The sequence below is a fragment of the Paraglaciecola hydrolytica genome (assembly GCF_001565895.1).
In the GTDB taxonomy this organism is placed as follows: domain Bacteria; phylum Pseudomonadota; class Gammaproteobacteria; order Enterobacterales; family Alteromonadaceae; genus Paraglaciecola; species Paraglaciecola hydrolytica.
The window spans coordinates 128,965-154,902 of sequence record NZ_LSNE01000006.1; the positions used below are offsets into that span (position 1 = coordinate 128,965).

Here is a 25,938-nt window from a genome sequence, read left to right on the forward strand (position 1 = left end):
TACCTCGGTGACTTTAGGTATTTCGAGCTTGATTTGAGGGCCCGCCAGTTTAATACGGGCGTCCTCTGCATGATAGGGGGGCTCGTGCGATACGCTAGTTTAAAACTGATGAAATAGAGAAAGCTTTCAAAACACGTGAAGGTTAATTCTAGATCACACATGGATATCTTTTACGTGCAATTAAAGTACGGTTTTCAACGGAAACATAATCTTTGACTAATTCTTTTGCCCAATAAGGTTTAAAGCATGGGGCATCATAAGACTCGAAACCTAGGGCATTTAATACAGTTGGGATCTTGTATTCTAAAAAATAAGCCTCTGGATACTCTCTATTTTTATAATATTCGAAAAATTCACGTGGTAATAATGCACATATAAATAAACTACAACTAATGATACCTTCATAATTAAAGTTATCTTTCAGATATGAACGAAATTCATTTATTCTGTTTTCTTCGAAATTAGGCCACCAAGCTTGAACATTTTTAATGTTGCGAACACCAGGAATAATGAACTGATTAGCTTTCACATCACCAATAAAATAATCTAAAGGTTGGTACATGATTAGATCCCACTGCAGGATAAACACTCTATCCCAGCTAAAAGTGCCACCAATCTGCCTATACCAGTCAACCAGCATTTGGTCTCCATTCAGCCATTTCCATTTCGCTGAAGCTTCTTTTTCAAATACGTAAAGATGCTCCATATAAGTGGCTATTTCATCCAGCTCACCTAATTTAGACTTTTCGCCCCCATATAAACCATAAATAGGCATGTCTGGATTAAGTTTTTTAAAATGTTCGAGTCTTTCTTGGCATAAAGGAATTTCCTTATAAAACCAAAATAAAATAACAATATTATTTTTTTTAGACACGTTACATTCCTTTTATAACTCATATTTTATGTGCAATTTATTGCACTATAATTACTTCCATCACTATTTTACACGACTATGATTTTTGTCAGACGCTAATCTAGATATTAGTGGTTTTTAGAGCATCTTTTAGGTTTGTCCAAATGCCAATACAAAAGCCAATGTCTAATGCTGCTTGGCATTCTGTTTCTATAGCTTTTTGTGTATTAAGCGTAACTTGGTGATAAATCGTCAGAAAACATGATTTAATTATTCTGCCTAGCCGATATCTTGCAACTCCAAAAATATGCGGTATGTTTTTTTCTGACGTGGGTGATGGTGCCCAAACCGCCATACCTAATCCCATTGCGTAACATCGTTTTCTCAGATAACTTCTTTGAAGCATATTATCTGTTATTCTATGAAATACTTCAGATTCAGGAATGTAAAGTCCTTTGTGATTGGCTAATACTCGACTCAAGAACTCTGATTCACTTCCGCTGATTCTTTTGCTCCCAATCGGACCTATTTTCTCGTTAAATCGTAAACCTTCATCAAAAATATAACGTCTAAACGCCATGTTAGGACTAGAAGGAAGCACGCCATCCTCGTATGTTAATTGTTCTACACCTAAGTTTTGGTCTGCGTAAACAAATGAGGAAAACCACGCAGATGCTTGCCATGGCGGTTGTTTCGATTGCCAAACTGGTGTTATTTTTCCTCCAAAAACGGCTGTATCTGGATGTTCTTTGGATGCGGTGTACATGGACAGAAGCCAATTTTTTTGAGGAGTTATATCATCATCGGTAAATACAACTAATTCACCTTTAATACTTGCAATAGCTGAGTTTCTGGCTGAATTTTGTCCAGGCTTTTTTTCGATGATTAAAGAGATGGGTAATCGGTCGCTAAGGTCTTTTACTACTTGTTGGGTACTAATATCGTTTGCGTTGTCTACGACAATTATTTCCCAATCAAATGAACTGGGAAATTGCCCAACCAGGCCATTTAGCGTTTCTTGGAGAGAGGTCGCTCTTTTATGAGTGCATATTAAAAGCGTTAATTCCATTTTAAATTCTATTTAAACTAAATTGATGTTTAAGTTTATGGTGTATCAAAATTTAATGCAATCGTGCTAAATATTTGCATTTTTCAACTTTGGAGTAATAAGGCCTCTTACTAAATTGATTAGCAGGCAAATGAAGACTCATCTGATTTTTCGAAATTTTACTGTCGCTTTATATAGGTCGAGCATGGTTTTAGCGCAGTCTTCCCATGTAAATTTCAATACTTGCTGGTGGCCGCGACTAATTAATCTTTCTCGAAGTTTGTAGTCTAGGCATAGGTTTCTCATTGCCTCTGCTAACTCGCTTGTTGAATCAGCGTCTACTAATACAGCTGCTTCCCCTGCAGCTTCTGGTAATGAACTGTTATTTGACGTGATAACAGGCACCCCATAAGACATTGCTTCCAGTATTACTAATCCAAAACCTTCATATTTACTTGGGTATACAAATAACTCAGCATGTTGATAAAGTGCACTACGCTGTTCATCATCTATATAACCAAGTCTTATCACTCGGTTTTGTAAGTTATGCTTGACGATTAACTTCTCTACAGCTGAACTGTCGTCACCAGGCGCGCCTGCAAGCACAAGGTTATGAGGGATTTGAAGACAAATGCTTGCAAAACTTTCTATTAAGTGGGGAATATTTTTCCTAGGTTGAATGGTACCCACAAACAATATGTAGGGGATAGAGCAGTCGGGTAACTTAGTTAAAGTAAGAGATAAGGCTTTTACGGTGGCTTGATTTGCATTTTCAAAGCCTTGGTAGATAACCGAGAGTTTGTTCTTACCTATACCTTCTTTTTCACAATCTAATGCTGTCGACCTAGACACTGTTACCACTTTAGTGGCTTTTAACATAGATTGGTTTGTCCATTGCTTCAGTATTCGATCGATTCCTTCGCCATGAACATTCATATAATAGTAAGCAATGTCATGGATTGTAACAATACTTGGAATATCGCCACTTAACGGAACATAGTGGTTTGGTCCATGAAAAACATCGATTTTATCTATGTGCAAACATAGTGGTAAATAATACTGCCACCAAATTCGGGGGTGCTCACTGAGCCAAGTGTCTGGAAATCGAAGAGGTTTATGAATTACATTTGGGCATGTTGCCAACCAATCCATTTGCTGTTTTTTTAAAATGCTTGTTTGGTAATAAAGATAATATTCATTATCTTGATCAAGGAGCGTTAGTGATTCAACTAAGCCAATGATATAACGACTAATACCAGTCTTGTTCGATACTTTGACTGGTTCAATATAGATCCCTACACGCAACAGGATGTACCTCTTTTTTAATATAAAAGCTAGAGTACGTGTTAGGTAATGGCTTTGCAATAATTTGTATTCTTGACATGTTTAATGGTGAATTATACCGCATAAATTTTAGACGTCATCGGAACAACTCGTACTTGAGTGTATATTTAAAATATCTCACTGATTTTACTAAATAATGTTAACCTAAAGCTGAAGGTGTCGGCACATAATCTTTATTAAAATGTGTGTAAGACAGTAACAACATTTATTGAATCAACTACAGTGATTGTTTTATCCTTTCAATGTCAGTTGATATTTCAAATTAATAAATTTTTTAGGTGAATAATGATAAGCAAAAAGTGTAATTAACCATGGGTGTAGTAATTTTATATTTTTTACTAATTACCACGGTTGTCAGGTCGTTTAAATATCAACAGACCTCAGTTTATGCCTATTATCTTATGTCCATTATGGCACCACAGTTTATTTGGTTTTGGATTTTCGAAGGCATCCCGGCATTTACCATTGCTGCCGGTACGGCTATAGCTGTATTTCTATTTCAATCACTTAACAAAAAACTCGACTTTTCCGTTTATCGCTATAAACAAAATATATTGCTAATCATCTTTTGGGTGATGTTTAATCTATCTGATTATTTTAGTCCTATTGGGGCGTTTAGATCAGCGACCAGCTCAGTGTTAGTCCTTGATATTTTTAATACTATAATATTGATGTATTTCATTTCGCTGCCACTTATCAACAGTGAACAGTCCTTAAAAGTACTGGTTTTGTTGTTTTCTGGCTTGATACTGTATTACGTGTACTGGAGTAATGATCAGTATTTTAGTTGGAATATGCGACAATTTTTGCATGGACGGTTGATGGGGCCCTGGAAGAGTCCTTATCGTGATGAAAATAAGTTTGCCATGTTGTTTGTTACTGGTATGCCATTTTTGTTGTTTGGGATATTTTATTTTCGCTCTTTAATAATGCGTGCTGTTTTTGGATTCGGTTTACTCCTTCTGTGGCATAGTATTATTTTGACAGGATCTCGGGGCGCGCTTGTGGCAATAGCCGCAGCTACTTTAGTATCATATTTACTCATTAAGTCGCGTTTGTTTGGAGCAATGTTAGTTTTGGGGCTAATCGCCGCGGTTATCTATCAGGGAGGGCAGTTATTAACTCGAACCACTGAGACCGTTGCGGCTGCAGAATCACAGTCCGAACAGAAACTCGATCCGAGGCTCCAGTCTTGGGATACTGGATTAGGATTGATCTCGCAATATCCATTATTAGGTGTCGGAGTACAGCGTTTTCAAGAGGCAACACGTATATTCTATCCCGGTAGGCCAGCTTATGTAGCGCACAATACCTTTTTGAATTTTGCTGCAAATACAGGGATCATAAATGGTCTAATTTATTTGAGTTTTTATTGGTTACAATTTAAACGTTTTAGACGAATACGTGCAAGTGAGGAAAATCCTCATTCAACTGTATCCTATATCAATAATTCGACTATGGTCGCTTATACAGGGTTTTATGTTGGGTCAATGTTCTTAGACCTTATCATTTTTGAACCCTTCTATTTTTTACTTTTAATAGGCTTGTTGACTGAGCATATTTATAATAAGCAAAAGACGAATAGTACTGAAATTGCAGAGTCTCGGAGATAAGATATTTCGTTGCACGACTGGGATTTTTGTTTTTTAAGATGGGTAGGAAAACACTGTTTTGTATAATATTGTCATGTTTGCACATAACGAGGGAAAACACATTGTTAACTCCATCACCAGTGTGTTGGATTCAGCAGATGAAAACCTTAATCGTTTTTATATTATAGCCAATGGCTGTACCGATAATACTTGTGCCGAAATCAAGAAAATTCAACTTATTCAAAGTGCTAAACTGTCATTAATAGAATTAGAATTTGGGGATAAATGTAATGCATGGAATCACTATGTGCATGATATTGCTGACGATTCTTCCATTCATTTTTTTGTTGACGCTGATGTTAAGTTTGTCAAAGGTAGTTTTGGCCGGTTAAATGACTGTCTTTCTAGTAATAAGATAGCCAATGCTGCTGCGGGCTTACCTTTTTCGGGGCGAAATCAGCAACAGTATCTTAACATGGTTAAACAAGGTCGTTGTTTATTTGGCAATTGTTACGCTTTAAAGAGAGAATTTATTGGATTAATCAGGCAAAAATCATTCTTTTTACCCATTGGCTTAGGCTGGATTGACTCAGCCATTACCAAAATCGTAAATCGTGACCTGGAGGATATTCCTAATCCGAAAGAGGGGCGAATCGTTTACGATCTGGAAAGTGGTTATCATTTTGATAGTTTGTCTGTTTTTTCCAAAGAGGATCGGGAACTTTATGTCAATCGTATAGTTAGATATCGGTTGGGCAAACACCAAGAAAAATATCTTGAAAAATGTTCATTTTTATCTTGGCCAAGGATACTAAATGAAATAAATACCGCGGTTTTAAATGATATTAAAACCAACGCTAAGTGGTTCAACCTTTTAGATAGATATTTTGTTGTAAAACGTATAATCCAACAAAACCAAAAATTAGAAAAAGTGATCAAAACCCAGTGAATAATTTTTATAACCCGATATTTTTACTTGGAACGCAGCGTTCTGGCACAACACTACTTACTCGCATAATGAGCAGCCATCCTCGATTGTATATCCAGAATGAACTGCCCATGGATGGCCTCTTTGCAAATCCTGTAACTAAAGAAGTATTGTTGCGCCGAATTGTGACAAAAATTTCAGATATGCATGGTGTATCTTTATCCATAGAAAGTGGTAAAGAACCCATTTGGGGATGGAAAGAACCTTTATTGACTTATGAGCTTGATAAACTTGAACGTTGTTTCCCAGATTCAAAATATATCTTAATTATCAGAGACGGTCGTGGTGTGGTGAACAGCTACATAGATAATCGTTGGGGCTTGGGTACCACAGCTTATACAGGAGCAATCAGGTGGCAAAAAGAAGTAGCACTGCAAATGGCATTTGCCAAAAAAATGCAGGATAAATGCTTAACTATTCGTTATGAAGATTTGGTACAAAATTTACCCGAAGTGCTTGTGCAACTCTGTGATTTTATCGGCGTTGAGTTTTCTGAGCACATGCTAGAATTTCACAATAAAAAATTAGATTTTCAAGTCAATCGGGAAAATGTTAATACCACTAAACCTGCTGATCAGTCCCACAGCGATAAATGGCGTAAAGCATTGTCTGCTCGAGAAATAGCTTTAGTTGAATTGGTCGCTAGTGAGGAGCTTAAGGCGAATGGTTATGCTCTCGACCAAAAGTCCATTTCACCAAGCTGGTTAGAATTAATTTATTATCGTATACACCAAAAAATAGTAGGTGAGTTTCAGCTCCAATATAAATGGAAGTATCGTGATAAGCTAAAAAAATTAGGTTTTGTTAAATAGTTCTTTCAATCTTTATATGGGATTGTGATTAAGTCTTTGCTTTTGATTAGTCGAATTTAGAATTGTCGTTTTATATATCTTTAACCGCTTTTATAGAGTTCACTAAAGCGTTTGACCATGACAGTTACCTTAAATAAGCGGCTAAATCTTTGCAGGCTAGCTATTTCATATTCATTGCGTAATGCTTCATCGTTTACCAGTTTTAAAATAGCCTGAGAAAACTCGGCAGTAGCATCATTGCTGGTGACTATTCCATTTCCTCTATCAGCTATTACCTCTTTATTACCTCCCGCATCCGTTACCACACAAGGTTTACCCAGTGACATTGCTTCAAGTAAGGTCATAGAAGTACCTTCACTTAAAGATGAAAGTAGGTAGATGTCCATCATTGCCAGTAGGGCTTGGGGTTTAGATTCGTAGCCAGTCAAAATAACCTGAGTACTTAAATCCAAGTCCTTGATCAGTGTCTCAATATTCTGTCTTTCTTCACCATCTCCTACTATCACTAATTTAGCTGCAATACCCGCATCGATAACTTGTTTAAAGGCTTTGAGCATCATAGTGTGGTTTTTAATCGGGTCGAGCCTCGCAATGGTGCCCAAACATAGTTCATGCTCAGCGATGTGGTATTGTTTTTTCAGCCGAGTGACTTCTTGCTCAGTATAAGTTACCGGAGCAATGCCGTTATAAATCACTTCAATGCAATTGCGTGGAATATTTTCATAGATAACTAGCGCATCTTTGGTGGCGGCGGATATCGCGGTGGTTGCGGTGGTAAAGCGATTTAACACTGGGTTAATCAGTTTACGTTTCCAACTACTACTATCAGGGTAAAAACGCCCGTGCTCGGTAAATATTACTTTTGTTTTAGTGCCTATTGCAGCCAATACACCATAAATCCATGGGGTGTACTGATGGCAGTGAACCACAGAAATTTTATTGTTTTTGATATGTTGGCGGATTGTCTTAATTAAACCTAGATCAAAACCAGGCAGCCTGGCATGACTGGTAATACTTATACCTTTGGCGAGTAGGTCGTCGGCAAAGGGACCTAGTGGCGATTCAATGCAAAAAATACTCATATCAAATAGGCTGCTATCAGAGCCTTCAATAATATTTTTTATCACCATTTCAGTGCCACCTATACGCATGTCATAGGTGATATGCATTACAGATGTTTTCTTGTCTTGGTTCATAACGGCGAAGCTGCCTCAGGAGCGTTTTGCATGTAACCAAACCACCACATCTGGAACATCAACATACTCCACAGCACCGTGGCGTGGTCGGCTTTTTGGCTTTGGTGTTGATCCCATAATTCTTGCACTACATGCATATCAAAAAACTGCTGAATCCCTTGGGATTTGCTGAACAAATATTCTTCTGCTAAAGCTTTGATTTCTACTCGTAACCAGCTTGCTAAAGGGACCGAGAATCCCATTTTTTTACGGTATAAAATGCCATCGGGTAACAATGGTTTAAAGGCTTCTTTGAGAATGTATTTCTTTTCGCCTTTATTAAATTTGAGCTGGGAGGGCAGGGTAGCGGCAAACTCTACTATGTCTTTGTCTAACAGTGGCGCTCGAACTTCTAAGGAGTGAGCCATGCTCATACGATCTACTTTGACTAAAATGCCGCCGGGCAGATAGGTTTTCATATCCGTATAGAGAATTTTGGATAAGTGATCTGGTCCGTCGGCGCGGGCGTAGGCGTCTAAGGTAAAAGTCGATGGGTGATATTGGCCCAGTGTTTGTTTAGTTTTATCACTGGCTAAACGTTGCCACAGTCTGTCATCTATCTGAGCATTGGTCAGGTAAAACCCCATGGCGGGTTCTAGACTTAAACTGGTTAATAAGGTCTTAGCTTTGCGAAAGAGTGGATACTCACTTTTAGCAAACAGATTGGCGAGCTTAGGAAATATATGTTGGCGAACAATGCGAGGAAATTTTTGTCTTAATCTATTTTCAATGTCATCGGTGGTATATTTTTCATAACCTGCAAACACTTCATCACCACCATCACCTGCGATGGCAACGGTTACCTGAGCACGGGCTAATTCTGACACAAAGTAGGTAGGTACTAAGGACGGGTCAGCAAAGGGCTCATCAAAATAACTGACGATTTTTTCTAGATTATCGGCAACGTTCTGATGCACCGTAAACTCAAAGTGTTCAGTGTGATATTTATCGGCAACTTCTTTTGCGAATTCGGTTTCATTAAATTTTTTATCATCAAAACCAATGGAGCAGGTTTTAACCGGTGTTTGACTGTTAAGTGCCATCATGGCCACCACACCGCTGGAATCAATACCACCACTTAAAAATGCACCTAAGGGCACATCACTGACCATACGATCTTTAGTGCGCTCTGTGGCCAGCTTGAGTAGTTCTGCCGTCAGTTCACTTTCACTTTGGGTGCTAGTTTGTTTAAAACTCACATCCCAGTATTGCTGTATTTCAATGCCTTGCTCTGAAACCCACATAAAATGGCCGGGTGGTAATTTATGGATATCCGTAAAAATGGTTTTGGGATCAGGAATATATTGATAGGCAAAAAAATCATGCACGGCATCTAAACGAATTTCTTTGTTGACATCAGGTAAGGTTAACAGCGCCTTGATCTCTGAAGCAAAGGCAAATTGTTTGGCAGTACGTAAATAATATAAGGGTTTTTTACCCATTCTGTCGCGGGCAATCAGCAGTTTTTTAGTGTGGGTATCCCACAACGCAAAGGCAAACATGCCGTTGATACTATCCAGCATTTTAATCCCGTCACGGGCGTAAAGCGCTAATATGACTTCGGTATCTGAATGGGATTTAAACGGATAGCCAGCTTTGACTAGCTCTTCTCGTGAGGACAAGAAATTATAAATTTCACCATTAAAAGCAATAATGTAGCGACCGTCATGTGACACCATAGGCTGTACGCCGAGTTCAGACAAGTCGATGATAGCCAAACGGCGGTGGGCTAAACCAACAAAGTCATCAAGGTATTCTTTACCGGCATCGGGCCCTCTGTGGATAATGCTCTCGCCCATGCGCTTTAAGGTAGTAAGGTCGCCCATGTTACCTGCGAAATGCGTAAATCCTGCGATACCACACATATTGTGTCTGACTCCTACTTTTTTATAACAGCATAATTTACAACATAAACTTAATAAATATTAGAGACTTATGTATTTTCTTATTTTGGGGCCAAGGAAAATTGTTAGACCAAGTGGCAAGTGTGACCAGGCGGTTTCAACAAATTTTCTTAAAGTGCTGGGCTGTCCGGGTGTAAGTTCACTCTCAGTTTGGCTGCTATTTAAATCCGACCATAACAGTGCAACGGGCTCCGCGCCCCATTGTTGCTTAAACTTAAATGTTCCTTCGCCAAAGGTTGACCGCCCAAAATCGAATTCAGTACAACCTAACTCACACGCATGTTGCATCAATGCCCAATACAACATCATATTAGGAGCCAGGTAGTTATAATCTGCGTCGGTAGATGCCCAAGGGATCGCGACTTTTTTAGCATTTCGAATGATAAGGCCAGCACCTATAGGGATGGCTTGTTTATACACTACGGCTAAAAATACATCTGAGCCATAATGGTTAATTAAGTTTTCAAACCATTGTTTACTGTGGACAGGAGAGCCTAATTTACGCATATTTTTAGCAAAGATGGTGTAAAAATTCGCAATGGACTGTGAGTTTTGGTTAATGGTGTAAGTCAGGCCATTTTTTTCAGCTTTACGAATTTGACTGCGTAACTTGGACTTAAATCCTTCCATTAATGCATCTGCACTGCCGGGCAAGGTGAGTAACATCCTGACTTTTATAGGCTTATCTCGCTCGTTAACTACACTATCCTGTGTGTCTCGATATTCGAAAACGTGGGCATTGGCCGCCGTTAATTGCGCCAAAGCATGCTGCTTTAGTGCATGTGTTATTTCGTGGTTATCACTTAGCGCATAACCAATATCACAAAAAGGTAGTGAGCAAAAAGTTGGTTTAGCCAAAGGTTTAAGCATTGCAATGCAAGGCAGGATGCCGACAACTTTGTTGTCAATGGTAGCTATCAAGCTGACGTTTTGATGTTTATAGGTCTGTTCAATCGACTTAACCCAAGCAAACTTATGATAAGGCGCGGCTTTAGCATGATTGGCAACATAACTATCCCAACTTATTTCTAGCTCAGTGGTAGTAACAAGTTGTATTTGAAGCGAAGTGGGAGAACTATTATTCATTTAACTTAGCTGCGGCTTGTGAAATTGTACAAAATTCAATGTGGTAGTTAGCTTTTAAATGGGTGACTACTTCAGTCACTGCTTGAGTTATAAAATTAAAAGCATTTTTATTGCCTAACAAACTATTCGAATTATCAATCAGACTGGAGCTATGCATATACATATGTAATACCGGGTAACCTTTTTCCAGTACCACATCACATAGCGAAATCATGTCTTCAATTGAGGATAATTCAGGGCACAAATAGTTTTTACGCAACAAATGAGTATGCCATGCCAAACCATTAAATCGAGTCCAACTTAATGGCGGTCTAGCAAAGGCAGTGTGGATTTTATTCCATGCTTCAAACGCCTGACGATTAAAACCAACCGTCACTGGGACTTCAAATATTTGTTGTTGATTTGCACTTTTTAGTGGATTTGCCAAATCAGGCCAGTAGGGTAATAAAGGCGCACCATTACAACTGAAATATTCATTCTGATAAAAAGGATAAACACTGGAGTCCACATTTATATCGTTTTCGATTAGTAACTGCATGACTTTGCTGTCAATACCCCAGCGTCCGGTTCTGAACGATCGGGGTTTTATACCTAAGGTGGTGGTGATTTTATCAATCAGTATTTCAAGCTTCTGTTTAACCTGCTCTGTAGGCAAATTGACCACATGGGATTCAGCTTCGCCGACTTCACCAAAATAAGGTGGGTTACACCAGGGGTGTAAATGAGCACCTATTTCACAACTATTGGTGTGGCAGAACTCCTGCATTTTTTGCACAGCTTTGTGGGAATTAACAACGGCATAGTCAACAAAGTAGGTGGGTTTAACCCCTAGTTTTGTGCACAAACGCTGAAATTCAGGGAGACTGTCAACATTTTTTACATCCGCATATTCTTGTGGAAATGGACCTGACCAGTCCCACTCTTCCTCTGTATCAACAGAAAGTACAAATAAAATGGGGGGTTTATCTTTGGCGTTTATAGACATTATGGCGTCCCTGACAACTCGAAAAACAACTGTGAGTATTCTGCCGCCATGCGATTGGCGGAATAATGTTGATAAACATATTCTTTGGCTGCATTGGCTAAGTCATTGGCTCTGTCTGGTTCAAATAACAGTTCTTGCCAATATTGTTGCAAACTAGTTTTGTCGCCTAGGGTCGCAAGCAGACCGGTAAGATTGTGGCTGATGAGTTGATCTACACCAGGGATATTATATGCCGCCACAGGAATACCCGCCGCAGTGGCTTCCATCAAACAACGTGGAATGCCTTCTAATGTGGAAGTCATCACAAAAAGGTCAAATGATTTGAGTAAACTGAGGCGGTCATCGCGAAAACCAAGAAACTCAATATAATCGACAGACTTTAAACCTTTACTGTATTTTTCTAATTCAACTCGAGCATCCCCATCACCCAATAAAAGTAAACGGGTATCGGGGTGTTGTTGATGGAGTGATTCAAATATATCGAGAATATCAAAAATGTTTTTACGACTAATCATTTGGCCAACAAAACCGATGCGTTTTTCTGTTGCACTGACACGACTAGGTTTGGGAGTGGCTTCTACTTCTGATAAATCAACACCATTTTGAATATAAAGGGCTTTATCTGCGTTAACACCCATACGCAGAATATCGTCCAACAACTGTTGAGACAAAGGCACAACTTTAGTGGCAAATTTCATTGCCTGACAGCCTAACCAGATAAATAGGCGTAATTTCAAATCTTTGGCATTCTCAAAGCCATGAGGAGTGACAATCGACTTAATACCGGCTTTTCGAGCGGCCAAGACGCCTATAATGTCTGATTTATAACCATGGGTATGGATGATATCTATGTTTTCATCTTTAATCAGTTTGACCAGTTTGTTGACGGCCGCGAAGTCAAATTTGTTACTCATGGGTATAATGTGACAACCCAACCCAAGCTTTTTATATTCGCTGACTAGTTCTAATGGCTTTTGTCCGGGCTCCATGGTCACGACTAAATCACAGCTAATTTTACTGGCATCCAGATGTTTAGCTAAGGCTAAAACCCACCGCTCTGCGCCATAAAATCCGCTTGAACAAATAAACTGTAATACTTTTACGCGGCGTTCCACTGTTACCTTCCTAGCTTTGTTTTATTTTAATAGTTTTAAACACGCCCACTAAAGTACCTATTGCCCTGGCCGGAAAATAAACGGCATAAAAAAGTACAACTTTTGCGAAAGCTACCTCTGATTTTGCGATATTTTGCAAACGTAGGCTGTACACAACCACAGGCAATAATGCGAGTGCCAAGGCTAACATCGCTAATTTAGTTATTCCAATAATTAACAATATGCCAGCGATAATTATGAGAATTAATATCGCAGGGGGCACAAAAAAACTAGGCAGTTCTCTTAAGGGCACTTTTCTGCCTGACAATGATTGAATATTCGATTGCCCACGCCATATTTCTTTATCAAACATGGCTTTATACTCTTTGTCTTCGCCGATATGACGATAGGTAGCAGCAGAAGTGTAAAAAAGCTGACCTAATTTTGCTGCCTTGTCAGTGAAATAATAATCTTCGCAGGTGACAAGATGCTCTGGGAAAAAGCCTATCTTATGAAAAGCATCTCGCGTCATAAAAAGGTTGCGACCGGGTAAAAACGCTACATTTTTGTCTATTTCAACATTACTCAAAAACGTGCGGATTTTCTCTAAGGGCGGAGCATTGTCATGACATATTTGTTGTGCACTGACGATGATGCGTCCATCGTTAGCTCTGAGTTCATTTAACATTTGTTCTGCCCAGTTTGCCGACAGATAAACATCGGCATCCAGAAAAGCTAAATATTCACCTTTGGCTTGGGTAACGCCAAAATTTCGAAGACTTGAAATCGTTTCATGAGCAGGCCTGATAAACACTTGTAGTGGCAATTCTTGATTGTCACTTAATCTGCAGGTTTGGATCTCCGGTGTCTGACTGACCACAATAATATCAATATTAAAAGACTCTGTTTGTTGTAAGGCAATCGATTCGATAGTTTCAATCAACATTTCGAATCTTCCCTTGTGGGGAATAATAAATGACAAATTTATGCGGCTGTTGTTAATCATTTTAAACGGGTCTTGAGCCAGTTGAATTCATTTTTTAGGGATAATTTTATTAAGCGTTTAGACATAACCTTAATAAAACTAGTGAATAAACCACGGTTCTCATATTGTGGTGCTGGCCAATTGCTTTGGTAACTCGCCATTTTTTGCAATTGTGGGTGGTTTTTATAAAAATCTACTAACCCACAGTTTTGCAGAACTAATACCATGATCCGAGTGTAGGTTTTACTTTCAGAGTTGTTAAGTCTGCTGGCAACTTGGTTTTCAAAATATTCCGCTTTATCCAAATAATGCTGCTCATTGTCAGGGCTAAAATAATATGCTGCCGCCAAAACCGATGCTTTCCTTAGATCTTGAGCTGTCCAAGTATCATTGGGGTATTCTAAGATTTCTGGTTTGTCTAAATACATATATTCATTGTTCACCATCCAATTGGCAAAGTTTATGAGACAGTCGCGAGCATAATACAAGTGAGTGTCTAATTCTTCCATTTGTTGTTTTAACAGTAAGTACCGACAAACCGCTTGTAAAAATACGGTGTAAAACCAGGTGTTTTCAACATCGCTTAGATTACGCAAAGTCACATCCTCATTGGGATGAACGGTATGGCTAATAATGTGTTCGACACGGATTAAATAATCTCTATCTTGAGTTAGTTCAAAACTATCAAGCAGGGCGACGACATAATTTGCCGTACCTCTATCCAGCGGATATTGGCCGGTAAAATGATTTTTGGTGCCTGCAGCGTCGCGATTTTTCAGCGCTAATAACAATTCAAAGCAAGTGTTTGTACCTTCATAAAAACAACTTATCCAATTGCATAAGGTTAAGACCGCTTGTTTTGAGCTTTCGTCACCGGTAAGTTGATAATGTAACGCCAACCCTGTGGTGTAACAGTGTTGTCCACCTGGACCACCACCACCTGCATGATCTTGGTAAGCATTGCTGTCCTGAAGTTTGGAATAAGAACGATGACTAGAAGTAAAGGCCGGTAAATAATGATCCGTGTGCCAAAAAAGACCGCCGTTGTATTCGGCTTTGTCTTCAGTGGTATGATAGATGTCAATATCTTTTACATGTTTAGCTAAGTCATCGGCAAGCTCAAACCAAGCTATATCGCCACTGATTAAATACTGTTTCAGAAAACCAAAGATCGGATCATATTGGTTGTTATAGTGTGAAACAAATAAGTCAGTGCCTTGGTAATAAGCTGTTTCATGATCTGCATATAAATCCCCAAAATTACGCCAACCATATTCATCAATGTTTTCGCGTTTTTGGAAAAAATTATTTGGACCACTAATGCCTGCTGAAATCACATCGTCTAATAGAGCAACTGCGTTTTTACTATAAAATCCAAAATGGCTTTGACTTGCCACGTTAAGCCAATCGCTATGTATACTTAACTGTTGCGGTAATATTACCTGCGACGACTGGGCTTCATTAGATTCGTGACGTAACCAGATATTATGGGTTTTACTCTCGCCACCTTGTAATTCATGAAGTTGTTCATTAGCGGGGAAGAGTTCAAAAGCCACTTTATTTTTATCAACGCTTAAGGCCTTAGGGAAATTTTGCCAAAATTGCTCCATACCCAGACTAAACTCTGCATTAATTCTAATGCTGGGATTTGCTCTAGCCAATATTGTAATGCTTCCGTCTGCATTGTATAACGTTGCTCCCTGATATTTAAGGGCGACGTTATTGTCTTTATCAACATGTACCGGACTTTGCCATGCATCGCCGCCACTACTGTGCTGTATTAAGGCAAATGCGCGGTCAGAAATCTCCTGCCATTGCTCATATTCATGTTTTTTAAGCGTAAGTGAACTTATACTTGAAAACTCAAATACCATGCTCGCAGAGTGAAATTGGACAGCATTTTCATCACCTAAGTCCCAGTGGCCATTAGGATGTTTAGCGGCTTGTGGGTTGTGTAAACGATGTTTGATATTGAGTAAATTTGGATTCTGGTACAGAGTAAAAGTTAAGGTCGAATGGAGTAGGATATTAGTGGATGGCTCCTGATGTGTAAGCGATACCTGCAGTGCTATTTTTTGGATGGAACCATCCGCTAAATTAACAAAACTCTCCAATTGGTGACTTTTGACTTTGCCCTCAAGTAAGTTGTCGTGTTGAGCGTATAAGGCCAAACAGCCATTTTTAATGTCAGTCCCTGTGTGTGGACATGCCCATTTAAAGTTTGCCGAATTCAAGTCGAAAGTGAAGCTAGTATCTTTGGTATTGATGGTAATGACATTGTTTTTTATGCATGTATTAATGCCATTATTGCTTGCTTCTTTCGGTGGAACACAGTTACTAATGGCTAAGGCATATTGAGCGTTTAGAGTATCGCCAAAAAATTCGAGAGCGACCCACTTTATACTTTTATCTGACCAGTAAGAGCTTATTTTGGCACTGCAATTTTGTGGCATACCGTTGTTCACTAAACCTAGCTGATCGAGTGAGGTAACCAAACCTAAAGGTAAAGGGACAGCAGCCTGAAACAAGCCTTCTTGAGCCTTTTGAGACGGACAAACTAGGGGAATAATGTGACTGCCGTTTTGTATAAAACTGTTTAACATTCTGGCTCTACTACCATTTTAAACTTATTAAAACATTGCCGCTTAAGCGTACGCATTTTTTGTCTGAACGATAATAAATACGAGGGTTTGTAATAGCAGACTAACTGCTGATTAGAAACACTTTGATTACTTAAAGACTTTTTGTAACGTGCTTCTCCTGCTAGAAATTCATATTTATGAATATTGTTAAGGATGGCATTTTCAATAACCATTACATGAGCAACTAATCCAACTTTGATTCGATTATCTTCGAAGGACTTTATCGCCGAAAGATAAAAATACCAGCAACCATTGTCTTTAAGTAAATATATATAGGCGAGCTTTTGCTCGTTTAAACTCATGCAGTAAATGCTGGTAAATTGGCACTCAGGATCATTCTCGATAAGGGTTTGATGGAATTGTCTAAATTGGGAATTATCAAAGCCGCTGCCATATTTTGTGTTGCGCCACTTCTCAATATGGATATCAGCCATTTCACTAAATGCTTGCATTTGTTCATCAGGATTTTGCACATCCTGCAATAAAAGCTCGCCATGTTGTCTTAACAATTTAAATGAGCGCTGTAGTTGTTGTTTGGTATTTTTTGACAGTGAATTGAGATAATCATCAACAGAATTAAAGGCGGTTAAATCTACACTGTAGTCGGGAGAATCAATATCAATTCTTTTGTTACTTGCTAAACCTTCAAAGCGTGGTAATACCTCGGTGCTAGTGAGGCCAATAAAACACTCATGCCATGTTAATTTGGTGGCAACATAAGTAATCATTGCTTGTCTGATTTCGTTAGGAAACCGACTATCCAGCAAAAAATCATTGTGCTCAATCCAAACTTGATCCAAGCGTTCGTCACCGGTTCGATGCAACCAAATTTGCTTTACAAACCAGCCTGGGAATACAAATTTGGATTTACCAAAAAAAATCCCGATACCTAAACATTGGTTGCCAATTTTTGCCTCCACTACTGTGGGGGTATTGGGGAGACTAACTAACCATCGGCTTATCCAATTCCAATGTAAAAATACCGATGGTGTAACTTTCCTACGATATAATTCATTCCACTTTTGAGCTAATTGATGCGTATTGTGCAATGCATAGTGACACACTTCCAAGTTGTGCAGGGAGTCCTCCCTTTTATCATCAATCATATCAATATATGTCTACTCAAATGCTAATGACAAATTCACTTATAACATCGATTTTAGACGTTCATAAAGCTGTTTATCTTTAGGTGATTTGGCCGTTATTTGTTTTAATAAATTGCCGGCATTTTTGCTATCGTTCAACTTGATATAATTTTCAACTAAGTGAAATTGTATTTCTATATTATCTGGTAGTAATTCGTTTGCCTTTTTAATGTAAACGAAGGAGTCCATTGGCTTATCTTGTTTAAACAAGCTCCAACCCAGGGTATCAAGTACAAAAGGAGAGGTCGTGTTTTGTTCCAGAGCTTTAGTTGCAACCTCATATGCTCGTTGGTATTTTCCCATTTTAATTAGCAGGTTGGCATAATTGTTTAATGTAGTGAACTGTTCTGGATGGGCTTCTAATATAGACTCATAATATTTAGCGGACTTGTCAAATAAGTCATTATTAGCCGTATATTCAGCTACATAATGGGTCTCTACAAATGGTGAAGGCAACTTCAATAACTCTTGCTCTAGATAAATTGCACCTTCAGCTGGGCGTTTTAATGCCTGTAGCGCTCTGGCTAACATTTTAGCCAACTCAAAGCTAGGAGTAGATTGATAGAATGCTGCTAAGTCTTTGACTGCGATATCATATTGCCGCTCTGCAAGTGCTAATTCACCGGTGAGCAGTTTCAGATTTGGACTAGTTGGATTCTCAAGTCTGTAAGCTGCAATTTTCTTTTTTGCATCATCAATTTTATTATTGTTTAACAGAAGTCTGGTGTTTTTGAATTCCAAAGTAGGTTCATTCGGAAATATGGATAGAGCTTCTTTACTTTTTTCAAGTGCCAATGGGTATTGATTCGAGCTAGCTAATGCTTCAACTAGCTGTATCCAGGCATTTATCATTTTATTATTGGTTTGCACTATTAAATTGAAGGATTTAGCTGCGTTTATATACTGCTTGGTTTGCATATATAAATTACCTAAAGCAAACGATATGCGAATATCCTGAGGATTCTCCAGTGGCTTAAGTAATTCAATAGCTTCTCTTAATTTTCCTTGTTGTTGAAAAAGTAAAGCGAGACCGATATTTAACGTAACAGGTTTCTCAGTGGTGGAATCTTTTATTTGCTTTGTCAGGAAGTTCTCTAGCTCTTTTTCCTGATTTTTATCAATCATTACATTCATGAATTCAATAAGATACTGTAAATTTTCTGGCTGTGAGGCAATAATGCTCTTGCCTAATTTGGCGGACTCATCAAAATTTTTGTCCTTTGCGTACATAAGCATTAAAAATCGTTTAGAGCTGACTAAATTACTATCAAATTCTAAACTTTTTGTTAATAAAGGCTGTGCTTTTTCTGGCTGCTCCAACTGCAAGTAGATGTAAGCCTCAAGGCTTAAACCATTTGCGGGATTGATTTTTTGATATTGTCTTGCGGTATCAAGTGCTTTTTCAATTTCCTTATTTTGTACATATGCTTGAGACAACAGCATCCAGGCTTCTTCAGATTTAGGATCTTTTTCGATAACTTTTTTTAATGTTTCAATCCCATCAAAATCATTATCAGACAACTGTACAAACCCTTGTTGCAACAAACCTTCGACATTTTCTGAATTTAAGTTATTTGATTTATCAAAAAACTCTTTAGCTTGAGATATGTTTCCCTTGCTGAAAGATTGCTTAGCAACTTCTGAATAAATGGATGCCATAATTTCTGGCTCTGCATAAAAGTCATTTATTAATTCAAGAGCTTCATTGGTATAACCAAGTCGCAATTTGACCTCTATTAAAAGCGTTCTACCGACATGGTTCTTAGGCAAGTTGCCTATAATTTTATTTAGATGCCTATAGGCGGTTTCCAACCTGTCTATTTTATAAGCACTAACGCCGGCAATTAAATTTGAATAGGTATTGTCTATACCATTTTGAGTCGCTTTTTCTGCACTTGAAAATGCTTGGGAGAATTTTTCTTGCTTAAAATTTACTTGCGCCATTAAAAAATTTGAATAGACATTATTGGGATTTAATTCCAACAGTTTTTTTACGAGTATCTCAGCTTGGTCTAACTGATTAGCTAAAATTTGCACTTCTGCTAGCTTAAAATAGGTAAAGTAATAATTTGGAGCAATAGAAATGGCTTCTTCAAAGGAATGTATTGCTTTTTCAAAGCGCCCCTGTTGAGCATGAATAAGACCGACAAGTATGTTTTTTTCCAGATTCTGCTCGTTGGGATTTTGAAAGGAGTTGGCGATTTGCAAAGCTGCGTCATTGTTCCCAGCTGCAAATTCAGCATAACTGCGGGCAATTAATAGGTCGTCAGCAACCAACACATTTTCAGGTAGCTTTATAGAAGCTGAATCTGAGTTAGACTTTAGTTGAGATAAATAAATATAGAGATTGATAATACTGTTGGATTTTAATGTAGCATCCTGCAAAGCCTCAGATTTAATTAATACTCTATCGAAATCATTTTGATAAAAAATTGCTTTGAAGATTAAGGGCTCGGTTTCACTAAGGGGGTAGCCTAGTTCTCTTGCGCGGACTAATTCTTTTTCCGCATCTGAATAGTTGCTGGCTAATAAATATACCTTGCCCAGTTCAAATCTGGCTTTAGCATTTTGTGGGTTATCATTTACCGCATTTTTTAGATCTATTGCAGCACTATTGAATTCGTTTTCTGCGACTTTTTTTTCTGCACTTAACATGAGCTCTTCTAAGCTTTTTTGCCCACAAGCACTTAATGTAAGTAATAAAACTGAGATCACTGTAAATTTTATAAACAAACGCATAATTTCTCCTTTCGCAAAAACCGATGTTATACAACAACGATTGGATACTAGCGACAACAATCTCTTTGACGTAAACATCGTCGCACCAACCTATACTTTATGTTGTATAGATTAGTAACACAATATTCAATTGATAAAGGATTTAAGACTTGATGTTATGGGGAGAATATCGACCTGGATGGAGAATATTATTTGGATCGAGAGACTCCTTGATTAATTTTACTGTTTGCCAGAATACAGGCTTAAAATCCATTTTTTGTTGCTGGCCTGTATTGAGTCTATAAGGGACAAAACCAAACTCCAGTCCTGCATTGATAAGTTCATTTAGGCAAGAGTGGGCTGCATCGCAGGCGTCTTTGTCTTCTAGATTGAATACAATAGGCACAGTTGCATCAATGCAATCGTGGCGTAAATTTGTAAATGTAATTAAGGGCTCTATCTGATATTTGGGGCATATTGTACGAACAAATTGAATGAAGTTTTCAAGACTCGCAGTTTTCATTGGGATCAACGGGGCATACCATAATAATCCACAACCATCTTTTGCAGGATTAAGGAGGATTGATTTGTCTGGAAATACCCTTGGGTTTCGCCAATATGCTAGTGGCAAAGCAATCTGATTGGGTTTACCAAGCATGATATCTGTGCCTTCTTGTAAAGATTTCATTTGCTCACGCAATGTTGTTAATATTTCTATTTGTGGAAGTGGAAGACTCAGAACCCTATTTACAAACTTCATAAGTAAACTATCTGAAAAATAGACCGTTCCCAGATTATTTGCTCTTTTAAGAATGAATTTTTTTGTCGCTTGAACTATTTTACTATCGCCGTAAATTGAACCTACAATCATCCATTCTGGTAATTGATTAGATTTGGCCAATTGCAATACTTGTTGTTCTGTCATTGTTGCGTGAGTTGCTGGGCCATTAGGGTTCTTGCTCGTCATAGAAACAAGTCTGCGGCGATCCATTAAATTAATGGAGCCCACAGTTCCCTCGAATTGTTGTAATGTATCTCTAATTAATTCGATAGCATTGGGAAAATTGGAATGATTGGGTACTTTGATATAAAAACTACAAAAATTTTTAGGTAAAGGGGCTAAACGAATAGTCATTTCTGACACTATCCCTAAGTTACTTTGCGAAAAAATACCGTCTAAATATGGTCCTAATCCCCATTTGAATGTTTTATCTATGAAGTCTTCTTTACTGCTATCTAAGGCTGAAATTGCCGATTCATAACGTGTTTCACAATGTTCTGGATGTGGAATGTAAGCTTTTAGTGCATTTACTGCTGCAAAATGATCGGTTCTTGGTGTGATCCCATAACCCCGCTCTAAGGCATTACTAACTATTGAGCAGCTTGGACCAGCTCCGGTAACAGGTGTCATATATGGCCAGTTGTTTTTTGATAAAAATTCGTATAGATCTTGTTGCGTTACACCAGGCTGCAGCGTGATTAATCCCAACTTTTTATCAGTGGATGTAATTTTTTTCAGCTTGCTTAAGTCTAAAACTACTTTGGGTTTACTACTAGATTGAAATTGAAAAGAGCCATAACCCCAATTTTTGCCAGAACTAATGGGATAGATGCAAAAGCTATAACGATTAGCTAAGGTCAATAACTTTCCAATGACACTTTCATCTAACACGATAACGGCTGCATCAATTACAAGCTGTGGTGAAAAAGTGGTTTGTCCATAGTTTTGGCTTGCTGCCGCTGTATCCAAAATTAGAACTTTTTTATTGTCCAATTCGGTTGTTAATAATTCTGACAGCATGAGTTGCTCCTGCAAAAAGATTTTAACGCAAACTCTAAAATAAACGTTTTGAAAAAGATATGAATAATATGTTCTCTTAATAAGCTATTTAACAGGCAAAAAAAAGGCCGACTAAAAGTCGGCCTAGAATTACTTTACTATTTACTTCTTGAAACGTCTGCTAAATCCGATACCAACCAAGCCTAAACCTAGTAAAGCTAAACCAGCTGGAGCAGGAACTGGAGGTGGTGGACGTTTATCTAAACCAACTACGATATTATCAAACTCACCAGCAACACCACTAGTTTTTACAACAAATTTGTTAAATGATTCTGCAGGGCTGAAGTCTATATTAACATAAACGTTAGAGCCATCACCAGTTTGATCGCCTGAAGTACCACTATTAGCAGTTAATAACTCTTGACCTGTGATACTTTTAACTAAAACATTATCTGAATAAAATTCAAAGGTATTATAGGTATCAACTGAACCCCAGTAAAAGCCTAAATAGTTAATAAATGATCCCGCTAAGCTTGGTACTAAACCACCAATACCTGCTAAAAACCCGGTGTAGTCGATCGATACAGAACTTGTGCCTGAACCATTGTTTGTGGTGTAGCCATAACAAGTCGTATCACCTGCTGGCGCAGCTGCAACACTTGCCACACTACCTGTTCTAACACCTAACGAACCTGCAGGGGCCGCCACAATACCTAGCGGAGAGTTAATTGCACAACCTGTTGAGGCTCCTGCAATATTATAATCAGTGTTATTGTCTGAACCGAAAGGTTGAACAGCAGTAGCTACATCAAATGTTTCAATAAAATAACCCAGACTTGGATCATTAATCATATTGTCAGCAGGAACAAAGCTACTTGTTTTGTTTGAACCATCAGTTGCAGCTTGACCACCGAAACTAATTGTTGCTGCACTTGCTGAACCAGCCATTGCCATTGCAAGTACTAAACTTGCTGAGAACACTTTTGATTTGTTAAATAAATTTTTCATCGTCTTATCCTTTGATTGGGGAATTTACATCTACGAATGATAAAGCATTGTTCGTGCCAAAAAAATAATATCTTTATTTTTCAATTGGTTGTGTATTTTGGTGAAATGCATCTAAAAGTGATTGTAAAGAAATTCGACAAAAATATAAGTTGCTGATGGGTAAAAACTGTCTTCATTATGCACTCAAAAGCTAAGCTTTCTTTTTAAATTGGATTTCTATACGTTTTTCGATGTGGTGTAACATTTTTTTAAATCCTGGACTCAAACCTTCCATTAATAATTTTCTACTTATGTAATAAGGGGCTCGTTTACCATGATATTCGACAACTGGGCCGACTTGCTGAAATGGTATGCCTACAAAACGTAAGCTGCGTGCAAGTCTAGGCTCCATCATCACAAAACAGTGATGTATATCATGATGAAGTGTAATCGATGCCGCAGAAAGATATAATCCAACCGCGATAAATGGAAAACACCTTAGTTCCCTTTCAGAGTAACTATGTTCGTTAATTGCACCTGTTGCAGAGCCACTAAATTTATCCGCAGCACGTTTTCTGAATTGTGCTGGGATGGCTAATCTGGATATTTCACATATATGTTCTCTGGGAAAATCACTGGGGTGCACACTTTTTTCATCAATTGAGCTAATACAATACTTTTCAATGGGTAACAGTTGTTCTGCGCTTTGTGTTCTTACAATTCTTACTGTTCCGGCATATGATCCTGTTGGGATATGTTTAATTAAACAATGTGTTGAGTGCCCATCAAAATCATCAGTTTCTTGAGAGTTGCTTCTTAAGTCTTCAAAGTTTAACTCTTCGCAATATACATTGTGCCTAATCTTATATGACTCTGCTTGAAGTTCAGGAGTAAACGCGACTACTGGTTGCAGATATTCTGAAAAATGCTGAGAAATTTGATTAGCTTGTCGGCTCACCACAAAATTCAGCATTTTTTTAATCAATACGCCAATTATGGGTTTATCTGCATATTTTCTCAGGTTTTTCATTGCTTATGATCCACTAAAACTAACGTTGGGGACATTTTTATCTCTTTTATGATCAGACAAACGTTTAGGTACAAACTCCAAAGCTGTCTCATACCCGACTTTAAATAGTTGTTCTTTTTGCTCAAGAGATACATTGAAATCAACCGGAGAAAGTACGCCAGTATTGACTACTATAGTATTCTGCCAATGATTGTCGTGCACATATTCTCTTGACATAGCGGTCATAAAAGTTCTTATCAGCATCATCACATATTGCTTAATTGGCAACCAACTTTTTTTGAATTTAGGTTCGCTGACTTGATCGCTTTTTAATCTGAAGCAAATAATCTTAGTGCCATCACCGGCCCAATCATTATAAAGCGCATCTTCTGATAATATCGCCCCATCAACTAAAATGTGACTTCCATAGCTTTGGAAACTAAAAAAAAGGGGAATTGACATTGAAAACCGAACGGCTTTTGACACTTTTAGTTTGGGAGAAGTTGTTTTATTAAAAATTACAGGCCCACCACCGTTTACGTCAGTTGCTAATATATGTAAATCTTTTTCGATATCGTCAAATGTGGCTCCATTTAACAGTTTATCCATCCACTTTTCGAATTTATCACCAGAACACAATCCGCCCTGAGTAATTAACCTAATAAGAGAAAACCCTCGGAATTCTCTAAAATCAGTATCTAAGGCTAGCTGTTTTATTTCTTCCAGTGGCATGCCAGAACAGTAAAGCGAAGAAACAATTGATCCGCCAGATACTCCTACTATATGTTTGAATTCAATGTTCAGTACATCGAGCGCTTTTAGAATGCCAATATGAGCTGATAATCTAGTTCCTCCCCCTGAAAAAATAGGTACAATTTTACTCATAGTAAAACAATCCTACGCATCATGTTTTCCTTAATTAACAACAATATCGAGTTTATTATCGTCCAGAACTAGCTAAAGTAAAATTTCACAATAAAAACCGTTGATAAATTAAACCAAGATATTCATGAATCGCGCGCTCACTTCTATATAAACTGAGAGCATTGGGTAAGCCAAGGCTAAATTCAATTTTTCGACGGCTAAAATGTTCGACTGGTACAGGTATTACGTCTATCCCAAGAGTTGAAAAATAGGCTACGGCCCTAGGTAAATGACTCGCTGATGTAACTAAAGCGATCTTTTTTCCATCGAGAATTGACACTAAAGCAGAGACTTCGGTTTCAGTACTTCTTCCTTTTGCAATTGTAAAAATATCCTCTGCCGGCACACCGAATTTTTCAAAGAACTGTTTGTTGTGCATAGCTTGTGCGATTTTGTCATTGTGACCAAGAACGTCTCCTGCTAAATATATAGGCAAAGGATAGGCTTGATACATCATTGCAGTATGCATATTTCGTTGCAAAGAACAGTTAGGCCAGCGCGAAACAAAAGGAAGTTCTTCATCCTCAAAATAGTTGCAGGCAAGTACCACTATAGCTTGTGCATCTCGCCATGTTTTTGACTCGATATTGATGACGGGATATTGATCTTCCAAAGGTTTAACTAATCTGACACTGGGATATGTCATGCTGCATAAAAAAAACCACACAATTGGAATAAAAGATAAATATTTAAAAAGTTTTTTGCGTGAGCTAAAAACGCCAATCGAAACGATAAGTAAGTAAAAAACGGGCGCATGAACTAAGGGAGAGCTTAGCACTGACGCTATTTGAGCAAGCATAATTAACA

Annotated in this window: 20 protein-coding genes; 3 read left to right on the forward strand and 17 right to left on the reverse strand. The window is 38.1% G+C overall.

Annotation, left to right across the window (positions count from 1 at the left end; translation table 11 throughout):
• Window positions 1-148 precede the first annotated feature (148 nt).
• From AX660_RS12625 to AX660_RS12635, 3 genes are all read right to left on the reverse strand, one after another.
• Window positions 149-874, reverse strand: coding sequence for a hypothetical protein (locus AX660_RS12625; RefSeq protein ID WP_068377471.1), 726 nt, complete (start codon window positions 872-874; stop codon window positions 149-151).
• 100 nt (window positions 875-974) lie between these two features.
• The gene (locus AX660_RS12630; RefSeq protein ID WP_068377474.1) at window positions 975-1,922 is read right to left on the reverse strand and encodes a glycosyltransferase; all 948 of its coding nucleotides are present in this window, start codon (window positions 1,920-1,922) and stop codon (window positions 975-977) included.
• 138 nt (window positions 1,923-2,060) lie between these two features.
• Window positions 2,061-3,206, reverse strand: a complete 1,146-nt coding sequence (locus AX660_RS12635; RefSeq protein WP_068377479.1) for a glycosyltransferase family 4 protein — start codon at window positions 3,204-3,206, stop codon at window positions 2,061-2,063.
• Window positions 3,207-3,556: 350 nt separating this feature from the next.
• Here AX660_RS12635 and AX660_RS12640 point away from each other — a divergent pair, with 350 nt between their 5' ends.
• Genes AX660_RS12640 through AX660_RS12650 form a run of 3 tightly spaced genes read left to right on the forward strand, consistent with a single transcriptional unit; the run spans window position 3,557 to window position 6,637 of the window.
• Window positions 3,557-4,858: an O-antigen ligase family protein gene (locus AX660_RS12640; RefSeq protein ID WP_068377480.1), complete on the forward strand. Its 1,302-nt coding sequence runs from the start codon at window positions 3,557-3,559 to the stop codon at window positions 4,856-4,858.
• Window positions 4,859-4,916: 58 nt separating this feature from the next.
• The gene (locus tag AX660_RS12645) at window positions 4,917-5,786 is read left to right on the forward strand and encodes a glycosyltransferase family A protein (protein WP_131811800.1); all 870 of its coding nucleotides are present in this window, start codon (window positions 4,917-4,919) and stop codon (window positions 5,784-5,786) included.
• The gene (locus tag AX660_RS12650) at window positions 5,783-6,637 is read left to right on the forward strand and encodes a sulfotransferase family protein (RefSeq protein WP_157884337.1); all 855 of its coding nucleotides are present in this window, start codon (window positions 5,783-5,785) and stop codon (window positions 6,635-6,637) included. The genes AX660_RS12645 and AX660_RS12650 overlap by 4 nt, the downstream gene beginning before the upstream one ends.
• A gap of 80 nt (window positions 6,638-6,717) precedes the next feature.
• Here the strand turns inward: AX660_RS12650 and AX660_RS12655 are convergent, their stop codons facing one another.
• The 14 genes from AX660_RS12655 to AX660_RS12720 form a co-directional block, all read right to left on the reverse strand.
• A complete protein-coding gene (locus AX660_RS12655) occupies window positions 6,718-7,806 on the reverse strand; it encodes a glycosyltransferase (RefSeq protein WP_235594739.1) in 1,089 nt (362 codons plus the stop codon).
• A 23-nt stretch (window positions 7,807-7,829) separates the two neighbouring features.
• Window positions 7,830-9,737, reverse strand: coding sequence for an asparagine synthase (glutamine-hydrolyzing) (gene asnB, locus AX660_RS12660; RefSeq protein WP_068377489.1), 1,908 nt, complete (start codon window positions 9,735-9,737; stop codon window positions 7,830-7,832).
• A gap of 60 nt (window positions 9,738-9,797) precedes the next feature.
• On the reverse strand, window positions 9,798-10,862 hold the full coding sequence (locus AX660_RS12665; protein ID WP_068377492.1) for a FemAB family XrtA/PEP-CTERM system-associated protein: 1,065 nt from the start codon (window positions 10,860-10,862) through the stop codon (window positions 9,798-9,800).
• Window positions 10,855-11,847, reverse strand: a complete 993-nt coding sequence (locus AX660_RS12670) for a polysaccharide deacetylase family protein (RefSeq protein ID WP_068377495.1) — start codon at window positions 11,845-11,847, stop codon at window positions 10,855-10,857. The genes AX660_RS12665 and AX660_RS12670 overlap by 8 nt, the downstream gene beginning before the upstream one ends.
• Complete coding sequence (locus tag AX660_RS12675; RefSeq protein ID WP_068377497.1) at window positions 11,847-12,962, reverse strand: glycosyltransferase; 1,116 nt, start codon at window positions 12,960-12,962, stop codon at window positions 11,847-11,849. Before AX660_RS12675 ends, AX660_RS12670 begins: the two co-directional genes overlap by 1 nt.
• A gap of 10 nt (window positions 12,963-12,972) precedes the next feature.
• Window positions 12,973-13,929 carry a glycosyltransferase gene (locus AX660_RS12680; protein WP_201027448.1) on the reverse strand — a complete coding sequence of 319 codons (957 nt, stop codon included), beginning with the start codon at window positions 13,927-13,929 and terminating at the stop codon, window positions 12,973-12,975.
• A gap of 14 nt (window positions 13,930-13,943) precedes the next feature.
• The gene (locus AX660_RS12685; RefSeq protein WP_068377501.1) at window positions 13,944-16,529 is read right to left on the reverse strand and encodes a hypothetical protein; all 2,586 of its coding nucleotides are present in this window, start codon (window positions 16,527-16,529) and stop codon (window positions 13,944-13,946) included.
• Window positions 16,523-17,674 (reverse strand): GNAT family N-acetyltransferase, encoded by a 1,152-nt coding sequence (locus AX660_RS12690; RefSeq protein ID WP_082768898.1) that lies wholly within the window; start codon window positions 17,672-17,674, stop codon window positions 16,523-16,525. The genes AX660_RS12685 and AX660_RS12690 overlap by 7 nt, the downstream gene beginning before the upstream one ends.
• A gap of 39 nt (window positions 17,675-17,713) precedes the next feature.
• Window positions 17,714-20,452, reverse strand: coding sequence for an XrtA/PEP-CTERM system TPR-repeat protein PrsT (prsT, locus tag AX660_RS12695; protein WP_068377504.1), 2,739 nt, complete (start codon window positions 20,450-20,452; stop codon window positions 17,714-17,716).
• A gap of 142 nt (window positions 20,453-20,594) precedes the next feature.
• Entirely contained in the window at window positions 20,595-22,232 is a 1,638-nt protein-coding gene (locus AX660_RS12700) for an FAD-binding oxidoreductase (RefSeq protein WP_068377507.1), read from the reverse strand.
• 141 nt (window positions 22,233-22,373) lie between these two features.
• A complete protein-coding gene (locus tag AX660_RS12705; RefSeq protein ID WP_068377510.1) occupies window positions 22,374-23,219 on the reverse strand; it encodes an Npun_F0296 family exosortase-dependent surface protein in 846 nt (281 codons plus the stop codon).
• A gap of 190 nt (window positions 23,220-23,409) precedes the next feature.
• On the reverse strand, window positions 23,410-24,228 hold the full coding sequence (locus AX660_RS12710; protein WP_068377513.1) for a PEP-CTERM/exosortase system-associated acyltransferase: 819 nt from the start codon (window positions 24,226-24,228) through the stop codon (window positions 23,410-23,412).
• 3 nt (window positions 24,229-24,231) lie between these two features.
• Window positions 24,232-25,092: a patatin-like phospholipase family protein gene (locus AX660_RS12715; protein WP_068377516.1), complete on the reverse strand. Its 861-nt coding sequence runs from the start codon at window positions 25,090-25,092 to the stop codon at window positions 24,232-24,234.
• An 85-nt stretch (window positions 25,093-25,177) separates the two neighbouring features.
• Complete coding sequence (locus AX660_RS12720; RefSeq protein ID WP_068377519.1) at window positions 25,178-25,930, reverse strand: YdcF family protein; 753 nt, start codon at window positions 25,928-25,930, stop codon at window positions 25,178-25,180.
• Window positions 25,931-25,938: the final 8 nt, after the last annotated feature.

Excerpts from the sequence above, each read along its gene's own strand:
- AX660_RS12630 (WP_068377474.1), bottom strand. The coding sequence starts at position 1,922 with ATGGAATTAACGCTTTTAATATGCACTCATAAAAGAGCGACCTCTCTC.
- AX660_RS12640 (WP_068377480.1), top strand. The coding sequence starts at position 3,557 with ATGGGTGTAGTAATTTTATATTTTTTACTAATTACCACGGTTGTCAGG.
- AX660_RS12655 (WP_235594739.1), bottom strand. The coding sequence starts at position 7,806 with ATGCATATCACCTATGACATGCGTATAGGTGGCACTGAAATGGTGATA.
- asnB (WP_068377489.1), bottom strand. The coding sequence starts at position 9,737 with ATGTGTGGTATCGCAGGATTTACGCATTTCGCAGGTAACATGGGCGAC.
- AX660_RS12665 (WP_068377492.1), bottom strand. The coding sequence starts at position 10,862 with ATGAATAATAGTTCTCCCACTTCGCTTCAAATACAACTTGTTACTACC.
- AX660_RS12670 (WP_068377495.1), bottom strand. The coding sequence starts at position 11,847 with ATGTCTATAAACGCCAAAGATAAACCCCCCATTTTATTTGTACTTTCT.
- AX660_RS12685 (WP_068377501.1), bottom strand. The coding sequence starts at position 16,529 with ATGTTAAACAGTTTTATACAAAACGGCAGTCACATTATTCCCCTAGTT.
- AX660_RS12690 (WP_082768898.1), bottom strand. The coding sequence starts at position 17,674 with ATGATTGATGATAAAAGGGAGGACTCCCTGCACAACTTGGAAGTGTGT.
- prsT (WP_068377504.1), bottom strand. The coding sequence starts at position 20,452 with ATGCGTTTGTTTATAAAATTTACAGTGATCTCAGTTTTATTACTTACA.
- AX660_RS12700 (WP_068377507.1), bottom strand. The coding sequence starts at position 22,232 with ATGCTGTCAGAATTATTAACAACCGAATTGGACAATAAAAAAGTTCTA.
- AX660_RS12705 (WP_068377510.1), bottom strand. The coding sequence starts at position 23,219 with ATGAAAAATTTATTTAACAAATCAAAAGTGTTCTCAGCAAGTTTAGTA.
- AX660_RS12710 (WP_068377513.1), bottom strand. The coding sequence starts at position 24,228 with ATGAAAAACCTGAGAAAATATGCAGATAAACCCATAATTGGCGTATTG.
- AX660_RS12715 (WP_068377516.1), bottom strand. The coding sequence starts at position 25,092 with ATGAGTAAAATTGTACCTATTTTTTCAGGGGGAGGAACTAGATTATCA.
- AX660_RS12720 (WP_068377519.1), bottom strand. The coding sequence starts at position 25,930 with ATGCTTGCTCAAATAGCGTCAGTGCTAAGCTCTCCCTTAGTTCATGCG.